General features: G+C 68.9%; 21 protein-coding genes and 1 pseudogene. 14 read left to right on the forward strand and 8 right to left on the reverse strand.

What is annotated here, in order from left to right:
• Positions 1-832 (forward strand): annotated as a pseudogene (locus KD1_RS03275) (DEAD/DEAH box helicase); the annotation flags it as partial.
• Positions 833-850: 18 nt separating this feature from the next.
• Here the strand turns inward: KD1_RS03275 and KD1_RS03280 are convergent.
• Positions 851-1,813, reverse strand: coding sequence for a 5'-3' exonuclease (locus tag KD1_RS03280; RefSeq protein WP_068397494.1), 963 nt, complete (start codon positions 1,811-1,813; stop codon positions 851-853).
• A gap of 103 nt (positions 1,814-1,916) precedes the next feature.
• Between KD1_RS03280 and KD1_RS03285 the strand changes: the two genes are divergently transcribed.
• From KD1_RS03285 to KD1_RS03300, 4 genes are read left to right on the forward strand one after another with little or no spacing between them, the layout of a single operon-like run.
• Complete coding sequence (locus KD1_RS03285) at positions 1,917-3,050, forward strand: L-erythro-3,5-diaminohexanoate dehydrogenase (RefSeq protein ID WP_157073134.1); 1,134 nt, start codon at positions 1,917-1,919, stop codon at positions 3,048-3,050.
• Between the two features lie 40 nt (positions 3,051-3,090).
• The gene (gene lnt, locus KD1_RS03290) at positions 3,091-4,743 is read left to right on the forward strand and encodes an apolipoprotein N-acyltransferase (protein ID WP_245627253.1); all 1,653 of its coding nucleotides are present in this window, start codon (positions 3,091-3,093) and stop codon (positions 4,741-4,743) included.
• Entirely contained in the window at positions 4,740-5,531 is a 792-nt protein-coding gene (locus KD1_RS03295; protein ID WP_068397501.1) for a polyprenol monophosphomannose synthase, read from the forward strand. The genes lnt and KD1_RS03295 overlap by 4 nt, the downstream gene beginning before the upstream one ends.
• A gap of 7 nt (positions 5,532-5,538) precedes the next feature.
• The gene (locus tag KD1_RS03300) at positions 5,539-6,099 is read left to right on the forward strand and encodes an FxsA family protein (RefSeq protein ID WP_083542002.1); all 561 of its coding nucleotides are present in this window, start codon (positions 5,539-5,541) and stop codon (positions 6,097-6,099) included.
• Between the two features lie 84 nt (positions 6,100-6,183).
• Here the strand turns inward: KD1_RS03300 and KD1_RS03305 are convergent, their stop codons facing one another.
• Together KD1_RS03305 and KD1_RS03310 are read right to left on the reverse strand one after the other, a co-directional pair.
• Positions 6,184-6,537, reverse strand: a complete 354-nt coding sequence (locus KD1_RS03305; protein ID WP_068397550.1) for an RNA polymerase-binding protein RbpA — start codon at positions 6,535-6,537, stop codon at positions 6,184-6,186.
• 201 nt (positions 6,538-6,738) lie between these two features.
• Positions 6,739-7,944 carry a M15 family metallopeptidase gene (locus KD1_RS03310; protein WP_068397506.1) on the reverse strand — a complete coding sequence of 402 codons (1,206 nt, stop codon included), beginning with the start codon at positions 7,942-7,944 and terminating at the stop codon, positions 6,739-6,741.
• On the opposite strand from KD1_RS03310, the gene KD1_RS03315 reads away from it, so the two are divergent.
• Positions 7,895-8,353: a hypothetical protein gene (locus tag KD1_RS03315; RefSeq protein WP_157073135.1), complete on the forward strand. Its 459-nt coding sequence runs from the start codon at positions 7,895-7,897 to the stop codon at positions 8,351-8,353. The genes KD1_RS03310 and KD1_RS03315 overlap by 50 nt on opposite strands.
• Positions 8,354-8,395: 42 nt before the next feature.
• Here KD1_RS03315 and KD1_RS03320 read toward each other — a convergent pair whose 3' ends face one another.
• Complete coding sequence (locus tag KD1_RS03320; protein ID WP_245627254.1) at positions 8,396-9,487, reverse strand: glycoside hydrolase family 76 protein; 1,092 nt, start codon at positions 9,485-9,487, stop codon at positions 8,396-8,398.
• Positions 9,488-9,569: 82 nt separating this feature from the next.
• Between KD1_RS03320 and ald the strand changes: the two genes are divergently transcribed.
• The 7 genes from ald (at position 9,570) to KD1_RS03350 (ending at position 15,319) form a co-directional block, all read left to right on the forward strand.
• Entirely contained in the window at positions 9,570-10,682 is a 1,113-nt protein-coding gene (ald, locus tag KD1_RS03325) for an alanine dehydrogenase (RefSeq protein ID WP_068397515.1), read from the forward strand.
• 82 nt (positions 10,683-10,764) lie between these two features.
• Positions 10,765-10,986 carry a type II toxin-antitoxin system Phd/YefM family antitoxin gene (locus tag KD1_RS16115; protein ID WP_245627255.1) on the forward strand — a complete coding sequence of 74 codons (222 nt, stop codon included), beginning with the start codon at positions 10,765-10,767 and terminating at the stop codon, positions 10,984-10,986.
• A 138-nt stretch (positions 10,987-11,124) separates the two neighbouring features.
• The gene (locus KD1_RS03330; protein ID WP_068397517.1) at positions 11,125-12,222 is read left to right on the forward strand and encodes an NAD(P)-binding domain-containing protein; all 1,098 of its coding nucleotides are present in this window, start codon (positions 11,125-11,127) and stop codon (positions 12,220-12,222) included.
• A gap of 33 nt (positions 12,223-12,255) precedes the next feature.
• Positions 12,256-12,942 (forward strand): M23 family metallopeptidase, encoded by a 687-nt coding sequence (locus KD1_RS03335; RefSeq protein ID WP_068397520.1) that lies wholly within the window; start codon positions 12,256-12,258, stop codon positions 12,940-12,942.
• Positions 12,943-13,054: 112 nt separating this feature from the next.
• Entirely contained in the window at positions 13,055-13,300 is a 246-nt protein-coding gene (locus KD1_RS03340) for a type II toxin-antitoxin system Phd/YefM family antitoxin (protein ID WP_068397523.1), read from the forward strand.
• Positions 13,297-13,554 carry a Txe/YoeB family addiction module toxin gene (locus KD1_RS03345; RefSeq protein ID WP_068397526.1) on the forward strand — a complete coding sequence of 86 codons (258 nt, stop codon included), beginning with the start codon at positions 13,297-13,299 and terminating at the stop codon, positions 13,552-13,554. The genes KD1_RS03340 and KD1_RS03345 overlap by 4 nt, the downstream gene beginning before the upstream one ends.
• Positions 13,555-14,446: 892 nt before the next feature.
• On the forward strand, positions 14,447-15,319 hold the full coding sequence (locus KD1_RS03350) for a hypothetical protein (RefSeq protein WP_068397528.1): 873 nt from the start codon (positions 14,447-14,449) through the stop codon (positions 15,317-15,319).
• Positions 15,320-15,547: 228 nt separating this feature from the next.
• Here the strand turns inward: KD1_RS03350 and KD1_RS03355 are convergent, their stop codons facing one another.
• The 4 genes from KD1_RS03355 to KD1_RS16460 form a co-directional block, all read right to left on the reverse strand.
• Positions 15,548-16,021, reverse strand: a complete 474-nt coding sequence (locus tag KD1_RS03355; RefSeq protein ID WP_068397531.1) for an SRPBCC family protein — start codon at positions 16,019-16,021, stop codon at positions 15,548-15,550.
• A gap of 110 nt (positions 16,022-16,131) precedes the next feature.
• Complete coding sequence (locus KD1_RS03360; RefSeq protein WP_157073136.1) at positions 16,132-16,299, reverse strand: hypothetical protein; 168 nt, start codon at positions 16,297-16,299, stop codon at positions 16,132-16,134.
• Between the two features lie 34 nt (positions 16,300-16,333).
• Positions 16,334-16,774: a type II toxin-antitoxin system VapC family toxin gene (locus KD1_RS03365; RefSeq protein ID WP_068397538.1), complete on the reverse strand. Its 441-nt coding sequence runs from the start codon at positions 16,772-16,774 to the stop codon at positions 16,334-16,336.
• A complete protein-coding gene (locus tag KD1_RS16460) occupies positions 16,771-17,007 on the reverse strand; it encodes a CopG family ribbon-helix-helix protein (RefSeq protein ID WP_157073137.1) in 237 nt (78 codons plus the stop codon). The genes KD1_RS03365 and KD1_RS16460 overlap by 4 nt, the downstream gene beginning before the upstream one ends.
• A gap of 131 nt (positions 17,008-17,138) precedes the next feature.
• Between KD1_RS16460 and KD1_RS03370 the strand changes: the two genes are divergently transcribed.
• Positions 17,139-17,566, forward strand: a 428-nt coding sequence (locus KD1_RS03370) for a CoA transferase (protein ID WP_174521088.1), incomplete at its 3' end; no start/stop codon positions are given.

Genomic DNA, 17,566 nt, shown 5'->3' on the forward strand with positions numbered 1-17,566 from the left:
CCTGCGACAGGCGGTGCCGCGCACGCCCGCCCCGACGTCGCGGGAGGCCCGTGACGCGGCTCAGGCGGCGGCACTCGAGGCGGCGGGCGGCGATGACGCCCGGATCGCGGCGCTGCGGGCGGACCTGCGTGCCCACCCCTGTCATGACTGCCCGGACCGGGAGAAGCACGCCCGGTGGGCCGACCGCTGGTGGCGCCTCAAGCGTGAGACGACCACGCTGGAGCGCCGGGTGGAGGGTCGCACGAACACCGTCGCGGCCACGTTCGACCGGATCTGCGCGATCCTGACGAGCTTGGGGTACCTCAGCGAGGACGGGGAGTCGGTCACCGAGCAGGGCGAGCGGCTGCGCCGGCTCTACACCGAGAAGGACCTGCTCGCGGCCGAGTCGCTGCGGCGGGGGGACTGGAAGCGTCTGGACGAGGCGGAACTGGCGGCCGTGGTCTCGATGCTCATCCACGAACCGCGCCGGGAGGAGGTCGATGTCGTGCCGCGCCTGCCCACCGAGGGCGTCGCGCAGGCGTGGGAGGCCCTCAACGACGTCTGGCGCGAGGTGTCCACCCTCGAACACCTGCACCGCTTGCCGTCGCCGACGTCCCCGCCCGATGCCGGGATTGCCCACATGGTGCACCGCTGGGCCAGTGGCCGGCGGCTCGAGACCGTGCTCAAGGACGAGGACCTGGCCGCCGGTGACTTCGTGCGGCGCTGCAAGATGGTCGTCGACGTCCTCGACCAGGTGTCCAACGCCACCGACGACGCCCATCTGCGGCGCACGGCCCGCCGTGCCGTGGACAAGGTCATGCGCGGCGTGGTCGCGGCCGACCGGATCGACTGACGGCCCGCGCGGGGGCGGTCAGCCCGGCCGACCGTTCCCGTCACCGAGCGCGCTGACGACGCGGGCCACCGACGCCTCGACGCCGAATGCGTCACCGATTCGAGCCAGCGTGTCCGGGTCGGTCGGCTCGCGCGGCAGGGCCGGTTCGACTTCGGGCAGCGGTGCGTCCGGGGCGACCCGGACGACCATGGGCGCGACATCGAGGTAGTCCGCGGCCTCGAGGATCCGGCCGCGCTGCGCTCCGCCGATCGTGCCGTCGCCCGCGGCCGCTCGGATCGCCCCCAACGACCCGTGGGCGGCAAGGAGCTTCGCGGCCGTCTTCTCACCGATGCCGGGCACGCCGGGGAGGCCGTCGCTCGGGTCGCCGCGCAGCACGGCCATGTCGGCGTAGGCCGCACCGCTGCGCACACCGTACTTCTCGGTCAGGACGGCCTGTGTGATGACGTCGGGGTCGCGCACCCCGCCCCGGGCGGTGTAGACGATCCGGACCCCACCCTCGTCGTCGACCAGCTGGAAGAGGTCGCGGTCGCCGGTGACCACCAACGTGGGGGTGTTGGCGTGCAGGCCGCTGGTGCGCCCCCGCTGCGCCACGTACGAGCCGATGACGTCGTCGGCCTCGTAGCCGGCCGCTCCGACCCGCAGCAGCCCGAGCGCCTCGATCGCCTCCGCGATGACCGGAACCTGCGGCAGCAGCGCCTCGGGCGTCTCCTCGGTGTGGGTGCTGCCGGCGACGAGACGGTGGGCCTTGTAGGACGGGATCGCGTCGACCCGGAACTGCGGGCGCCAGTCATCGTCCCAGCAGGCCACGAAGTGCGTGGGACGGTAGCGACCGATCAGGGTGGCCACCATGTCCAGGAAGCCGCGCAGGGCATTGTTCGGCGGCGCCCCCGGGCTGGAACGACGGTCCGGGACACCGTGGAAGGCCCGGAAGTACAGGCTTGCGGTGTCGATCAGCAGGAGGGTCGGGCTCGTCGATGCCATGCGCCCAGCGTAGGGCGCGCGGGGCCGGGGCGGCTGCGCGACGGGGCCGGGCGAGTGGAAGGATGGAAACACACGCGCGACAGGATGAGGAAGAGCCCGGACCATGACCGATTCGCCAACGCCCATGTCGACCATCCCCTCCTCTCCCGTGGGGCTGCACCGGGTGCTCGACGCCGGGCCGGGGGTGCTGCCGTACCGCGCTCGATCGCTGGACACCCGCCACGAGATCTGGCCGGACGAGGTGCGCGTCGACGTCGACGGGCTGAGCCTGCACGGACCGTTCTACCGCCAACTGCGGATGGCCAACACCGATGAGGCCGGGGCCCTGGACGTGCCGGCCCTGCGCGGGGCGGTCCTGGACATCGTGGCCACGCACGGCAAGCTGCAGTCGCCCATCAGCGGTGACGGCGGCAAGTTCACCGGCACGGTCGCCGAGGTGGGCTCGCAGTCTCCGCTGGGCCTGTCCGTCGGCGACGACATCATCTCGGTGACGTCGCTGGCCGTCACCCCGCTGACCCTGACCGATGGCCTGGCCCAGTGGGACGGACTGTCCGAGTTCATCCCGACCACCGGTGCGACGGCGATCCTCTTTGCCCGGTCGGACGTGGCCCGCCGCCCCACCGACCTCGATCTGCGTTTCGCTGTGCAGGTCATGCGCACCTCCGAGGCGCCGGCGATCGTCGCCCAGTTGATCGCCGAGGCCGTCGAGACCGGCGCGACCCCGGTGGTGTGCGTCCTGGGCGCGGAGAAGACCTCCGGGTCCCTGACCCTCGCCCTGGCCGGCCAGTCCGCCAAGCGGATCGCCGTGACCCAGGACGCCGGCGCGGCCGACGCGTTGCGCGCGGCCGGACTCGCCGACGAGGTGATCGTCGCCGATCAGGCGCCGTCGATGGATCTGCTCACCCGCGTCATCCACGCCGGGGGGCCGGCCCAGATCACCGTCGACTGCGACGACACCGGCACGGCGACGCAGTCCGCGATTCTCGTGACCGAGCAGGGCGGCACTGTCGTGTACGCCCCGGCCGACACCGACTTCCAGGCGGCGGCCCGGGGCGCCGAGGCCCTGGCGGCGAACGTGCGGATGATCATCGGGGCCGGCAACACACCCGGTCACGCCGACGCGGCGATCGAGGCGGTCCGAGCCGACGACGCGTTGCGCGCGCTGCTCGAGCGACGGTTCGCGGTCGAGGCGCCGAAGCACTACGAATTCGACGACTCCGGCGCGCCCTGGAGCTGACGGATCGGCGCTCGCCGCTGGCGCGGCTAACGTTGACCCTGTGACCACCCTCAGCACCCCGCTCGATCCGGCCTCGGCGGCCGCCCCCGCGCGCACCATCCTCGGGCAGGACCTCCCGCTGCCGGGTCGGTACGCGCTCGCGCTCGTCGGGGGGCTGTGCCTGTGGCTGTCGTTCCCGGACCACAACGTCGCCGCGCTCGCCCCGGTCGGCGTGGCACTGCTGACCGCCGCCGTGCTGGGCACGCGGGCCCGCACGGCCCTCGGGCTCGGGCTCGTCGGCGGTCTGGCCTACTTCACCCCGGTCCTGTCCTGGTCGGGGATCTTCGTCGGCAAGCTGCCGTGGTTCGCCCTGGCCACCCTTGAGGCCCTGTACGTGGCGGTGATGTGTGGCGTCATCGCGTTCATCCAACGGCCGCTGCTGGCGGCCGGTCGACCCCTGGTGGCGCTGGGCGCCGTGCCCTTGGGTTGGGTGGTTCAGGAACTCGCGCGCGGCACGACCCCGTTCGGCGGATTCCCGTGGGCGCGGTTGGCGTTCGGCCAGGCCGACACCCCGCTGGCGCGGTTGGCCGCGCTGGCCGGAGCGCCGGGCATCACCTTCGGCGTCGCGGTCCTGGGTGTGGCGCTCTACTGGCTCATCGTCGCTCCGGGCGGGGTGTTGAACCGGCGGCGGTGGGTGCCGTCGCTCGCGGCCACCGGGGCCGTCGCCCTGGCGGTGGTGGCCGTCCCGATCCCGACCGACGGCAGCGAGGTGCCGGTCACGCTCGTGCAGGGCAACGTCCCGAAGCCGGGTCTGGACTTCAACGCGGAGCGGCGCCAGGTGCTCGACAACCACGTCGAGGGGACGATCCTCGCCGCCGCGGAGAATCGTTCGGCGGGCGTCCGCCCGGACGTGGTCATCTGGCCGGAGAACGCCTCGGACATCGATCCGTTCCGCAATGGTGACGCCGCGGCGCAGGTTCAGCGCGCCGTCGAGGCCGCGGGCGCCCCGGTGCTCGTCGGGGCGATCCTCAACGAACCCGAGCCGCAGGTGAGCAACGCCAGCCTGCTGTACCGCCCCGGTGGCGGTCCGGTGGAGCGGTACACGAAGCAACACCCGGTGCCGTTCGCCGAGTACATCCCGTACCGCGACTTCTTCCGCCACTTCAGCGACAAGGTGGACCTCGTGCGCGAGGGCGGCTTCGCGGCGGGTCAGGCACCGGCCGCGTTCTCTCTGGGGGAGGGGACTGCGACTCCGTGGAAGGCGGTGCCCACGATCTGCTTCGAGGTGGCCTACGACGGGCTCATGCGTGATGCGCTGGCCGAGGCGGGCGGCGATCGGTCGATCCTCGTCGTCCAGACGAACAACGCCACGTTCGGGTTCTCGGCCGAGTCGACGCAGCAGTTCGCCATCTCCCGGATCCGGGCGATCGAGCACGGTCGGGCCGTGGCCCACGTCTCGACCGTCGGAGTGAGCGGGTTCATCGCTCCGGACGGCTCGACGATGTCCGCTCCGACGGATCTGTTCACCGCGGCCCAGATCACCGACACCCCGGTCGCGCGCACGGGCACGACGATCTCCGACCGGCTCGGCTCGCTGCCCGAGATCCTCGCCGTGATCGGGTTGATCGTGCTCGTGGCGTGGAGCGGAATCACGCGGCGGACCGTTAACGTTGTGCAGAATGCCGCCTTGCCCGATCCGAAGGACCACGCGTGACCGAGAACACCGCCAGCACTCGACCCCCGCTCAACCGGGTCGTCGTGCTCATCCCGACGTACAACGAGCGGGAGAACCTGCCGTTGATCGTCCGCCGGGTCCGTGAGGTCACTCCCGATCTGGACATCCTCGTGCTCGAGGACAACTCCCCGGACGGGACGGGCGAGGTGGCCGACGCGCTGGCAGCCGCCGACCCGAAGGTCCAGGTCATGCACCGACCCGGCAAGCAGGGGCTCGGCGCGGCCTACCTCGCCGGGTTCGCGTGGGCTCTCGAGCACGGCTACGACGCGGTCGTCGAGATGGACGCCGACGGCTCGCATCGCCCCGAACACCTACCCGCAATGCTCGAGGCGGCCAAGGACGCCGATGCCGTCATCGGGTCGCGGTGGGTCGCCGGCGGCGAGACCGTCAACTGGCCGCCGATGCGTCAGGTCATCAGCCGAGGCGGATCGCTGTATACGCGCCTGATGCTCGGGATCGACGTGCAGGACTGCACCGCCGGGTACCGCGTCTACCGCGCCGAGACACTGCGCGCCCTCGACCTCGAGAGCGTCGAGTCGGCCGGCTACTGCTTCCAGGTCGATCTCACTCGACGCTGCATCGAGCGCGGCCTCAAGGTCGTCGAGGTGCCGATCTCCTTCGTCGAGCGTGAGATCGGAGACTCCAAGATGAGCGGGGACATCGTCCGCGAGGCCATGATCAAGGTGGGTCAGTGGGGCGTGGAGAAGCGCGCGGGGCAGGTGAAGTCCCTGTTCACCCGGGAACGTCCCTGGCACTCGCTGCGTTGAACGCAACATGACCCGACCGGAATCAGCAACGTCGCTGGGGCGCCGACCGCTGCCGCGGTGGGTGCTGGGAGCGATCCTTCTGGCCGAGTTGGCCGACGTCGTCGTCATCGTGCTCGTGGCGCAGTCGATCGGCTTCGCGAGGACCGCGCTGCTCCTGATCTTCATGGCCCTGCTCGGCGTGTGGATCATCGCTCGGCAGGGCTCGCGCACCGTGCGCCGCATGAGCCAGGAGGCCTACACCCAGAGCTCTCCGGGCACGGACATGGCCGATGGCGCCCTCATCGTCCTGGCCGGCGTCCTCTTCTTCGTCCCGGGCTTCGTCGGCGACGTCATCGGGGCGCTGCTGCTTGTGCCTCCGGTGCGAGCCCTGGTGCGACGTTCCCTGGGCGCCTATCTCGTCAAGCACGTCATGGTCGTCGGACCGGTCGGGCCCGCCGGACCGCGCTCCGCCAATGAGCCGCCCTTCGGCCCGCCCGGGTCGTCGGGGCCAACCGGAGCACCCGGTGGGCGGGGTGCCTCGGGCGGGGGTTCCGCGGCCGACGACATCATCGAGGGCGAGATCCTGTGAGCCTCGGACATGAGCATGGACATACGTGAGGGAGGCTCGAACCGTTGGGTTCGAGCCTCCCTCACGTGATCCCGCCGTTGCCTCTCAGGCGCTGCGGCGGGTCTTCTCACCGCGCGATTCGCGGAGCAACTGGAGCCGCTCCTCGAGCAACTCCTCCAACTCGGGGATGGAGCGTCGTTCCAGGAGCATGTCCCAGTGAGTGCGGACGTGCTTGGCCGGCTTCTGCTCGGGCTCGGGGCCGTCGAGAAGCTTGCCCTCGGCACCGCAGCGGCACTCCCACGTCGGCGGGATGTCGGCCTCCACCGAGAACGGAAGTTCCGTCCGGTGACCCTGCGGGCACACGTAGGTCGTCATCTGACGGTCGCTCGGCACGACGTTGTCGGTCGTCTCGAGCGAGAACGTCACCATGCGAGTGCCGCGAAGAGTTCGCTCTGCCATCTCAGGGTCCCCCCACTTCTGCATCAATCGTGGATCGATCTCTCGATCCGGCTCTAGGTCAACGGCGTGAGCGCCGTCAATGTTCCCGACGCGTCGGTAACCCAAATGGTTGACGCCTGAAACACCAAGTGTGACGTAGATCACCTTGGGGCAAGCTTGGGTCGCGCAGCGGCCGGTCATGTGCTGGGGCACGCCCGGCTCTCAACCGGCGAACTCCCAGTGCCACGGCTCGGGCAGTGAGCCATCGGCGGCCGCCCAGTCCGGGTGGTACCAGCCGTAAAGCGGAGCATTCGCGAGCATCCACAGGTGAGCCGGATGACCGAAGTCGTTGACGCCACCGCACAGGTCGACGGCGATGCCGAAGCCATGGTTGCTGCGCCCGGGGGTCGCTGCCCAGGAGCCGCGTGAGGCCTTCACCGCAACCTGCTGCGCATACGAGCGGTAGCCGTCGGTGACACACAGCAGATGCCCGGTCTCCTTGGCGTAGGCCTTGCTCATCGCGTTGAACGCCGCCGCGGCGCTGGGCCGGGCGAGGTTGCCGTTTCCGGCGATCAACGGGCACAGCGCGCGCGGCGGGATCTGACCGTTGGGGTACTCCGTCTCGTCGGTGGAGCACGCCTTCTCATCGAAGTCAGCGGCATCGACACCGGACTCCTTCAGCGCCGCGACGAGAGCGGCGCGGGCCGACTTGGCGTCCGGGTGGGTCATGCCGACCAGCGACGACACGATCGGTCCGGCCGCCTTGATCGCCTTCGCGTTCTCGGTGCGCATCTTTGCCACGACCGCCCGCTGCTCGGTGATGACGGCAGTGGCGTCCTTGCGGGCCTTCTCGGCGCGGGCGTAGTGCTTCTGGGCCTGACGGTGCTTGTCGGCGGCGCGCCGGCTGGCTTCGGCCTGCGTGGAGGTCTCCTCACGCCACAGGTCGAGGGCCCGGGCGCGGGAGTCGGACAGGAACGTCAGGTCACCCATCGGGTTGGTCACGCCGGAGGGATCGACGGAGAGCGCATCGACCCAGGCGAGCTGCTCGGCGTACGCGCCATGGGTGTAGACGTCGGCCGCCCAGCGGGCCAGGTCGTCGCGGCTGCGTTGGAGGCGCTGCTTCGACTTCTTCAACTCACGCTTGGCCTCCCTGGCCTCACGGGTCGCCGTGCGCTCCTTGCGCTTGGCGTCGGCGAACTCCTGCAGCGAGCGGTTGGCCGTCTTGGACAGGCGCTGCAGCTTCGAGAGTTCCAACGCGAGGTCGCGGTCGACGTTGAGGAGTTGCTGGCGCAGCTCCTCGGCGCGGGCGACCTGCTCGGCCAGCGTCCTGCCGGACAGCGCGGCTGGGGGCTCGCTGGGGCGGGTAGGACGGGTGTAGGTGAACGGGTCCGTCGTCGGCGAGCTGCCCGGCGCAGAGGGAATGGTCACGGCCGGGCGGGGGGTCGTCGTCGAAGCGCTGGTGGACCGCGGGGTGGAGGAGGGCGAGGTCGAGGAGGCCGTCGTGCGGGGGGACGTGCTCGACGTCGATGACCTCGGGGTGGTCGGCTTGGTCGTGGACGGCTTCGACGTCGAGGGGGTCGTCGTGTTCGGAGGAGTCGTGCTGGACGACGTCGACGACTCCGATGTCGTCGGGGTGGTCGTCTCCGAGGGACCGGTCGCCGGCGTCGTCTCGGTCGTGAGGGTGGTCTGTGGCGATGCGGTCTGGGCCGAGGCCACCACGGCTGTGCCGGCGACCGCTCCGCCGACGACCAGCGCCGCGGCGCTCAGCCCCGCGGCGAGCCGGTGTACGAAGCGTGACACGATCATTTCCCCCTCGAGCGCGGGTCGGTGTGATTAAACTCCCGCGACACAATTGCGCAGTCTACGGACACTGGGGGTTTCAGGCGACCCGAGCGTCCACAGTCACCAGATGCGCCGCCTCGAGCGTCATCCACGCCTGCAGTTGCGTGGACAGTTCGATCGGCAGCGCGATGGACGCCTCACCCACCGTCGCCCCCGAGTCGGCGGGGAACACCCACCACCGCCCCCGAGCCGCACGACCGGCCCACAACGCGTCGGCCGTGGCGAGAACACTCGCGCGCGCCTGCGATCTGGCCGTCACGGAGATCCGCTCATCGGTGGCCGCCAAGGCCAGGTAGCGGGCGAGGATCCCGGTGAACAACCCTTGATCACCGGAGCCGTGCGTGATCAGGGTTGCCCCCGCTCCGGTCAGGTGGGTGACGATGTCGGCGATCAGCTGCTCCGCCCGGGTGACGTCGGTGGATCGGCCCAGCGCGAGCAGCGCTCCGAGCACCGTGCCCTGGTTGTACGTGTAGATGTTGCGCTCGATGTATTGCGCTCCGTCGCGCTCTCGCAACCCATCGAAGAAGAGGCCGGTCTGCGGGTCCTGAAGATGGGCGTACATCCACTCGATCAGCTCGGTGGCGCGTTCGCTCTGGCCGGTTCGGGCGAAGTGGATGGCCGCCGGTGCGGTGGCGGGCACGTTCTTGAAGTCCCGTACGGCGTGCCACCACAGGCCACCACCGTGGTCGGCGGTGTGGGCCGATTCGAGTTGTGCGTTGAGCACCGACCGGACGGTGCGGATTCGCCGATCGGAGACGTGCTCGATTGCCTGGTGAAGCGCGTCGAGCCGTGCGGTGGCCAGGAGGAGCCAGGCCATGTCGTCGTAGTACGGATTGACGTACCGCAGGCCGTTGCGCAGCCACATCGTGCGCAGCAGCGCGTCGGCCGTGTGGGCGACGTCTCGCGTGATCGTCGCTCCGTGGGTGTGGAGGGCGCGCCACCCCGCATCGACGAGGCAGTCGAGATAGTGCGCCTGCCACCAGTAGTGCCACGGCCCGAAGGCGTCGGAGCGCGGTCGGGTCGGCGCGGCGAGGTGGGTGCCGGGGAGGCGCCACAGCCGGCCGCCGTGGGCTCGGACGACGCTTTGGGCCGCGTGGGCGGCACGCCGAGCGCTGGGGGAGTCGGGCACGGGATCAGTATGCGGCGTCGTATCCGCGACCAGTCCGCGTGGTGCGCCTCCATGCCTGCGCGCCGTCTGGAAAGGTGAGTCCATGCGCATCGGAATCCCCACGGAAGTCAAAGACCACGAATACCGCGTGGCAATCACGCCAGTCGGTGTGCACGAGTTGGTGCTCGACGGACATGAGGTGTTGATCCAGCGTGGGGCGGGGGAGGGCTCGACCATCTCCGATGTCCAGTATGTCGAGGCCGGAGCGCAGATCGTCGAGCACGCGCATGAGGCGTGGGCGGCCGATCTCGTCCTCAAGGTCAAGGAGCCCACGCCTGCGGAGTACCCGCTGCTGCGCGAGGGTCAGGTGCTGTTCACCTACCTGCATCTGGCCGCGGATCGGGCGCTGACCGAGGAACTCGTTGCCCGCAAGGTGACGGCCATTGCGTACGAGACGGTGCAGTTGTCCAGCGGCCTGCTGCCATTGCTGTACCCGATGTCGGAGATCGCCGGCTGCCTGGCGCCGCAGATCGGGGCGCGGTACCTGACCAAGGGTGAGGGCGGCCGGGGGGTGCTGCTCGGCGGGGTCGGGGGAGTGGCGTCGGCGCGGGTCGTCGTCATCGGTGCCGGGGTTGCCGGGATGAACGCGGCCGGCATCGCGGCGGGCATGGGCGCCCACGTGACCGTGCTCGACACGGACCTGTCGAAGCTCCGCGGGCCGCAGTGGCGGTTCGAGGGCCGGGTGCAGGGGCTGGCCTCGAGCCGCCTGGCGATCCGCCAGGAGGTGCTGCAGGCCGATCTCGTCATCGGCTCGGTGTTGATCCCGGGGGCGCGCACACCCAAGCTCGTGACCAACGACCTGGTCGCGCAGATGAAGCCCGGAGCGGTGCTCGTCGACGTCGCGGTCGACCAGGGTGGGTGTTTCGAGGACTCCCGCCCGACGACGTTCACCGACCCAGTGTTCCGCGTGCACGACACGACGTTCTTCTGTGTGGCGAACATGCCCGGAGCCGTGCCCGCGACGTCGACGTACGCGCTGACGAACTCGACGTTGCCGTACGCGGTGCGTCTGGCCAACCAGGGCTGGCGCGCCGCGCTCCAGGCCGATACCGCGCTGGCGCGGGGCCTGAACACCCATGGGGGAGCGGTGACGAACGAGGCCGTCGCGGCCGCCCATGGCCTCACGGCGCTCCCGGTGTCGCAGGCGCTGACCTGACCATGAACGAGACTCTCGCCCTGACGGAAGTCAAAGCACACCTGTCCCATTGGTGAGCCGTGTTGACCGTCAGCACGACCGAGTGACGGTCACGGTTCACGGGCGCCCATCGGCTGTCCTGCTGTCACCCGATGACCTTGAGGCACTCAAGGAGACGATTGCCATCCTGTCCGACGACGCAGCGGTGCGACAGTTGGCGACCTCCGACGCCGAACTGGCTCGAGGCGAGGGTGAATCCAAGGAGGATCTGGCCGCGGCCATGGGCCGACGACGGGCGCTGGCCCAACATGACCGAGACCTTTGAACTCGGTCGCGGTCGTGCATCGAGCCGATGCCTACCGGTGATTCGGCCGCAGCGCCAGGGCCCCACAGGGCTCCCGGTGTCGCCGACGCTGGCCTGAGCGTCGGGCATACCCCCGGGCGGATCGGCGTTGGGGCAGGTGTGTCGATTCACTCATCCGTGGTCATCGGGGCCGGACAGGCCGGGCTCGCCGCGTCGCATCACTTGAGCCAGCGTGGTATCGAGCATGTCGTGCTGGACGCCAATCCGCAGCCCGGTGGGGCGTGGCAGCACCGGTGGGACTCCCTGACCATGCAGGACGTCCATGGCGTGGCGGACCTACCGGGAGAACCCGCGCCACCGCGCTCCGGAAAGCGAGCCAACGATGCCGTGCCGGCGTACTTCGGGGCCTATGAGGCGCGCCATGACGTGCCCGTGCTTCGGCCGGTGCGAGTCGATCGGGTCGAGTCGGAGGGCGAACTGCTCGTCGTGCACGCGGGGGAGCGGCAATGGCGCACACGCACGCTCGTCAACGCGACCGGTACGTGGACCCGGCCGTTCGTGCCCTTCTACCCCGATATCGACACCTTCGCCGGCGAGCAGTTCCACACCGCGACGTATCCGGGTTCCGAGTACCTTCGTGGCCGGCACGTGTTGATCGTCGGTGGCGGAGCGTCGGCGGTGCAGTTCATCGGCGAACTCGCGCCCATCACGCCCGTGACCTGGGTGACGCGCCGCGAGCCGGTGTGGCGCCACGACGACTTCACGCCCGAGGCTGGTCTGGCGGCGGTGACGATGGTCGAGGAGCGGGTCGTGCAGGGACTGCCGCCGGCCAGTGTGGTGACCGTGACCGGTCTGGCGCTGCGCGAGCAGGAGCAGGGTGCGGCCGAGTTGGGTGCCTACGACGCGCGTCGGCCGATGTTCGAGCGCATCGAACCGCGCGGGGTGCGGTGGGCCGACGGCTCGTTCGAGGCGGTCGACGTCATTCTGTGGGCGACCGGGTTTCGGGCGGCCGTGGACCATCTGGCTCCGCTGCGACTGACGTCGCCCCACGGTGGGATCGCCCTCGAACGGGTCGACGGGAACGTCCAGGGAGCCACGACCGCGGTGCGTGACCACCGCGTGCAACTCGTCGGGTACGGGCCCTCGGCGAGCACGATCGGGGCCAGCCGGGCCGCGCGACAGGCGGCGCTGGCGGTCGAACGTGCGCTGCGCGAGACTGAGGCGGATGCCGCGGAACTCACCCCGGTCGGGGGCTGAGCGCGGATCGCCGATCGGCGCGGGGGAGTGGTCATGTCACCAGACCAGGTCGAGAGGTCGGTCGTGCTCGAGGTGCCGTTCACCGGGCGGTGGATCACCCAGATGAGTCCGGCGACGCGGGTGCCGAGTCACGGCACGGACCTGTTCGGGATCAGCTACGGCATCGACTTCGTGGCCGTGGACGAGCAGCGTCGCAGCGCCCCGGTGCGGGATTGGCGCACGGCGTTCGGCACGGAGCCGCCCGAGCGGTACTACGCGTTCGGCCTTCCGGTGACTGCGCCGGTCAGTGGGCGCGTGGTGGCGGCGCACGACGGTGAACTGGACCATGAGGGTCGGCGCGCGCCGTTGCCGCTGGTGTCCTACGCGCTGACGCAACGGAGTCGGCTGCGCCAGGGACTGGCCGGTCTGGCGGGCAACCACGTGATGATCCGTCTGCGCGGGCGCGAGACCGTCGTCGTGCTGGTGCATCTCAAACGCGGATCGGTGAGGGTCGAGGTCGGTTCGGACGTCACCGTCGGTGAGGTCATCGGGCAGTGCGGCAACTCCGGCAATTCGACGCAACCGCACGTGCACCTGCACGTCGCCGATCGCGCCGACGCGGCGGCAGCCAGGGGAATGCCACTGCTGTTTGCCGGGTACCGCGAGTGGCCGCGCCACGGTCCGGCACTCGTTCGAGAACTTGCGGTTCCCGAGAATGGCGTCGTGATCGAGGCGCTGTGACCGCTGGGGGAGCCGTCACCCGCTCGGGGTCGTGTACCCCGCCCCGCGCGCCAGTAGCCGCGATTCTGGTCCACTGGTACCGTAAAGTGGTACAACTACGAATGGAGGGGTCATGTCCGTCACCGCGAGCGAAGCGCGCAAGCAACTCTTTCCGCTGATCGAACAGGTCAACAATGACCGCATCGCAGTGGAGATCACATCGCGGCGCGGCAACGCCGTCCTGATCTCCGCCGAGGAGTTCGCCGCACTGGAGGAAACCGCCTACCTGTTGCGAGTCCCCGCAAACGCCACACGCCTCCTTGAGAGCCTCCAGCAGGCCAAGTCCGGCGACCGCCAGGAACACGAGTTGACCGAGTGAGACGGGTCTTCACCACGCATGGTTGGGCCGACTACACCCATTGGTTGCAGGCGGATCGGCAGGTCCTCAAACGCATCAACCGACTCATCAACGATGCATTGCGGGACCCGACTGACGGCATTGGTAAGCCGGAACCTCTGAGGCACATGTTCGGCGGGGCGTGGTCCCGCCGCATCACCGACGAGCACCGCTTGGTCTATCTCGTCGAGGACGACGACCTCATCATCCTGCAGGCGCGCTTCCACTACGAGTGAAACCACAGTCCAAGGGAACCGACTCATCGGCTGGGGGGGGCGCCGCCGACGTAGGGCCGCGTACAGCGCTCCGCTCGCCAGCATCGTGCCGGCCACGCCCACCGGGACCTGCCATCCGTGGAGTTGGCCGCGCTCACCTTCTCCGCGGAGCGCACGGGTAGACATCTCGGAAAACAACGATGCCGTGCTCACGGACGAGAACGCTGACCCCAGGCTGAGAAAGGACATCGCCGACCCGAGGGACAGTGACGATCCCAGGGAAAGTACCGAACCGAATGAGCCGATGCTGCCGATGGACAACGCCGATCCGACGCTGCCAATCGAGAGAATCGAACTCTCCGAGGCGATGGAGAGCATCGAGTTGCGGGAGGCGATCGACAGGCGACTGGGCATGCCCTCAGCGTGCCGTGGCAGGCACAGCGACACGCGGAAAGTGGGGGATAGCCAGCGCGGCTTCTGCGGCACTATGATCAGCCGTCCGCGCCGCCCACCATCTCCGGGGGTATCCCGCATGCGTCGCTCCTTGGCTGTCCTTTCCACCCTTTTCATCACCGCTGTGGGCGGGGTCTCTCCCGCGGCCGCAGACCAAATCGAAGTCACGTACTCGACCGCACCGTCGGGGTGGGGGCAGACGGCACAGGACTGCTCGGACCCCAGCCAGCATTCGGCGTTCAGTCACGTTGGCCCTGGACCTGCCGGAGTCCCGTCAGGCACCGGTTCGCTCCTGATGGACGCGGGCCCGAACAATGTCACCGGCCCCAGCGGGACCTTTAGCGGCCCCGGCCGGGCCTTCGGCGATCTATCCGCGGTTGCTGCCGCGATCTACCCTCGGACCGGATCTCGATTCGCACTGCGGATCGAGATACAGAAGGCGGGCGGCTACCAGAGCTTGGTGTGGATCCCGACCGTGATCGCCAACCGGTGGCAGAACGTCCAACCCGACCCGGCCACGACGGCCTTCGACCTCTACAACGACAATGACCTCACGGCTCCGGTGGGTACCACAACGTTGGCAGCGGCTCAGAAGACCTACCCCACGAACAACTTCACGATCAGCTTTCTGAGTTGGGGGTGCGGGAGTACGGCCGCGTCCAAGGTCCACTTGGACATCGCGACATTCCTGCTGGGCGGGTCGCTATTCCAGTACGACTTCGACGCTCAACCAAGCACGACGACATTGTCGGCAAGTCGGTCGCGGTTGACCTCGGGCCAATCCGTGACACTGTCCACGGTGGCCACGGTGACGTACGACGTCGGGCAGCCTGCCGTTCCGGCCACGAGCGCACGCCTCCAACTGTGGCGGCGCCCCGCCGGGGGCACGTGGAAGAAGTACGCCACGACCTCCGCCGACGACCAAGGTCGGGCGTCGATCAGGCTGGTTCCGACGTCGATCGCCGAGTACCAATGGCGATTCCCGACCACCGGCTCAACGGCCCCGAGTAGATCGGCCATCAAACGGGTGGACGTCGCCGCCAAGGTGACCGGTGAACTGCTCGACGACCGGTTGCGCAAGGGCGAACGACCGGTCGCAGTGGGCAAGGCCACCCCGGGCAAGTCCGGAGCCACCGTGACGCTGTGGCGGACGTCGTCGACCGGCCGAACCAAGTTGGGCACGGCGACGGTGAAGTCGAACGGTATGTACAAGGTGCCCGGCAAGGTCATCACCATATCGGGTGCCCAGACCTGGAAGCTTCAGGTCACCGTGCCGGCCGGGCGCGGCACGCTGGCAGGCACGTCGCCGACGATGAAGGCGCGGATCAACTGACGGAGGAACTCCGACATGAAGCCCACGCCTCCGCACGTCTGTTAACGCATCCCGGGAGTGCGCTGGAGCGTCGCACGCTGGGGCGAACTTCTCGCGCACGATCCGCTTGAAATCGGCGAGGTGCTCGCGTTTGAGCCGGCGGGTTGTCGCGTCCGTTTCGACTCACGTTAGCTAAGCGCCGATAATGTACATTATGTCAAGTAAACACCAGTGGACCAACAGACGGCACTAGGCCGGTGTCCCCTCGATCGCCTTCTTGATCGCCGCGAGCGTCGCCGGGATACCTTCCCGCGCGGCGGCCTCGCGTGCGGCGATCTCGTCCGCGGCGGCGTCGCCGAACCGCTCGTGAAAGAAGGTCTGGCCCTTCTCGGTGAAGATCCAGGATTCAGTCAGCTCGGTGCCACCCGGGACATCCATGAGTCGGTAGGTCCAGAGCACATTGCCACCCGCCACCGACCAGCCGAATGCTGCGTCGACGTCCGCAACAATGACTTCGCACCGCGTTTCCCACGTGCGCGTTGGCGTGACATTCCGGCCGGTGAAGAACGAGCCGACCCACGGGCCGTCGCCTTCGTCCCACCAGCATTCCCGGCACACCGGCGACCACTCCCCGGTCCGAGTGACGTCGGAGATGGCGGAGTAGACAATGCCTCGTGGTGCGGCGACGACGATGGAGTCTGCATAGGTCAGCGGTTCTGGCATGCGCCCACGTTTGCAGATCAGCGTCCTGATTCGCCACTACGAAGCAACCGATTCGGGCAGCTCGTGAGTCAAGGCCTCTTTGGCTTGAGCGGACAGCCGAACGGTGAATGTCACAGGCGTCCGGCGCTACGCATGTCACGCTCGACGTCAGTCAGGTCGAAGGACTCCCCCGACCTCAGCTGCTCACGCCCCTCGGTGATGGTGCGAACCTCGTCGACATCGCTGAGGATAGCGATCGTCTCCAAGAGCCCGTCGAAGTCGTCGACGCTCGCCATCATGGACAGAATGCTAGAGCGAATCCTCGACATTGGATCAGCCCGGCAACTCCAAGTTCAGTCGTGTCGTCGTGGCAGTGGCTGTTTCGGCCAACCCAGCGGCAGTCAACCGCCGATCTGCCGTGACGAGCGAAACCCCCAAAGTGACCGCTGCTGCCGCCCAGCAGGCGTCGTAGAACGACAGCGTGTGCCGTTCGGCCAGGAGAGCTGCCTCGCGGAACCACTCCGGCGGCATCGCCATGGGCGTCCCCACGATTGCGACGAGGTCATCCAGCTGATCAGCCACGTCACCAGCGCTCCAACCCAATCCACGGATCAGGACATTGCCGACTTCGTACATCGCCAAATCGAGGACGTGCACATCGAGGTCGCCGCGGACATGCGCGTCCCGAATCGCACGCGCCTCGGCAACCTCCCCCTCCCCCTCGGAGTGAAACCACTTGATCAGCACGGATGTATCCACGAGGAGATCCCTCATGGACGGCCGTCCCGATCTGCGCGCACCAGGTCGGCCGATTCAAACCGGCCCGCCTGTCGAAAGCGACGCTCCGATCGCTCGATCGCCGCGGTGACCGCCGCGGGCTGACGTCGCGCGAGTTCGCGTCGAGCGGCAGTTGAAAGGAAGGCACTGCGACTGGTGCCACGCCGCCGGACTTCCATATCCACCTCGACAAGCAGGTCGTCGGGCAGTGAAACCATGACCTTGGACATACCCGGATTATACCCAGTGGTATAGCCATGGCTGTTTTCTCGGGTCGGAAGAAGTGGCTGTTCGCTTGTACAGACCGTCGGTGTCCTGTACGTTCGTACGGCAAGACCATCGTCGATCGGAGCACCGCAGCATGGCGTCAGCGCCCACTCCCCTGCACGGAATCCGCGTGGTTTCGCTCGCGATCAACGTTCCCGGCCCGCTCGCTGTGGCCCGTCTGGCCGAACTCGGTGCCGACGTGACCAAGGTCGAGCCGCCCACCGGCGACCCCCTCGCCCACGTCACCCCGACCTGGTACGACGAGCTCCACGCACAGGTCAAGGTGCAGACCCTCAACCTCAAGGACGCCACCGAGCGCGCTGCCCTCGACGACCTGCTGCGTGACGCTGACATCCTCGTCACGGCCCAACGCCCCTCCGCACTGGCCCGCCTGGGCCTGGACAATCTCGAGGCGCAGTACCCCCGCTTGGCGCACGTCGAGATCGTCGGACACGACGGAGACGAGGTCGTAGCTCCCGGACACGACCTCACCTACCAGGCCGCCGAGGGCACACTCAACCC

The organism is Kribbia dieselivorans NBRC 106261 (assembly GCF_001552435.1).
GTDB classification, from domain to species: domain Bacteria; phylum Actinomycetota; class Actinomycetes; order Actinomycetales; family Dermatophilaceae; genus Kribbia; species Kribbia dieselivorans.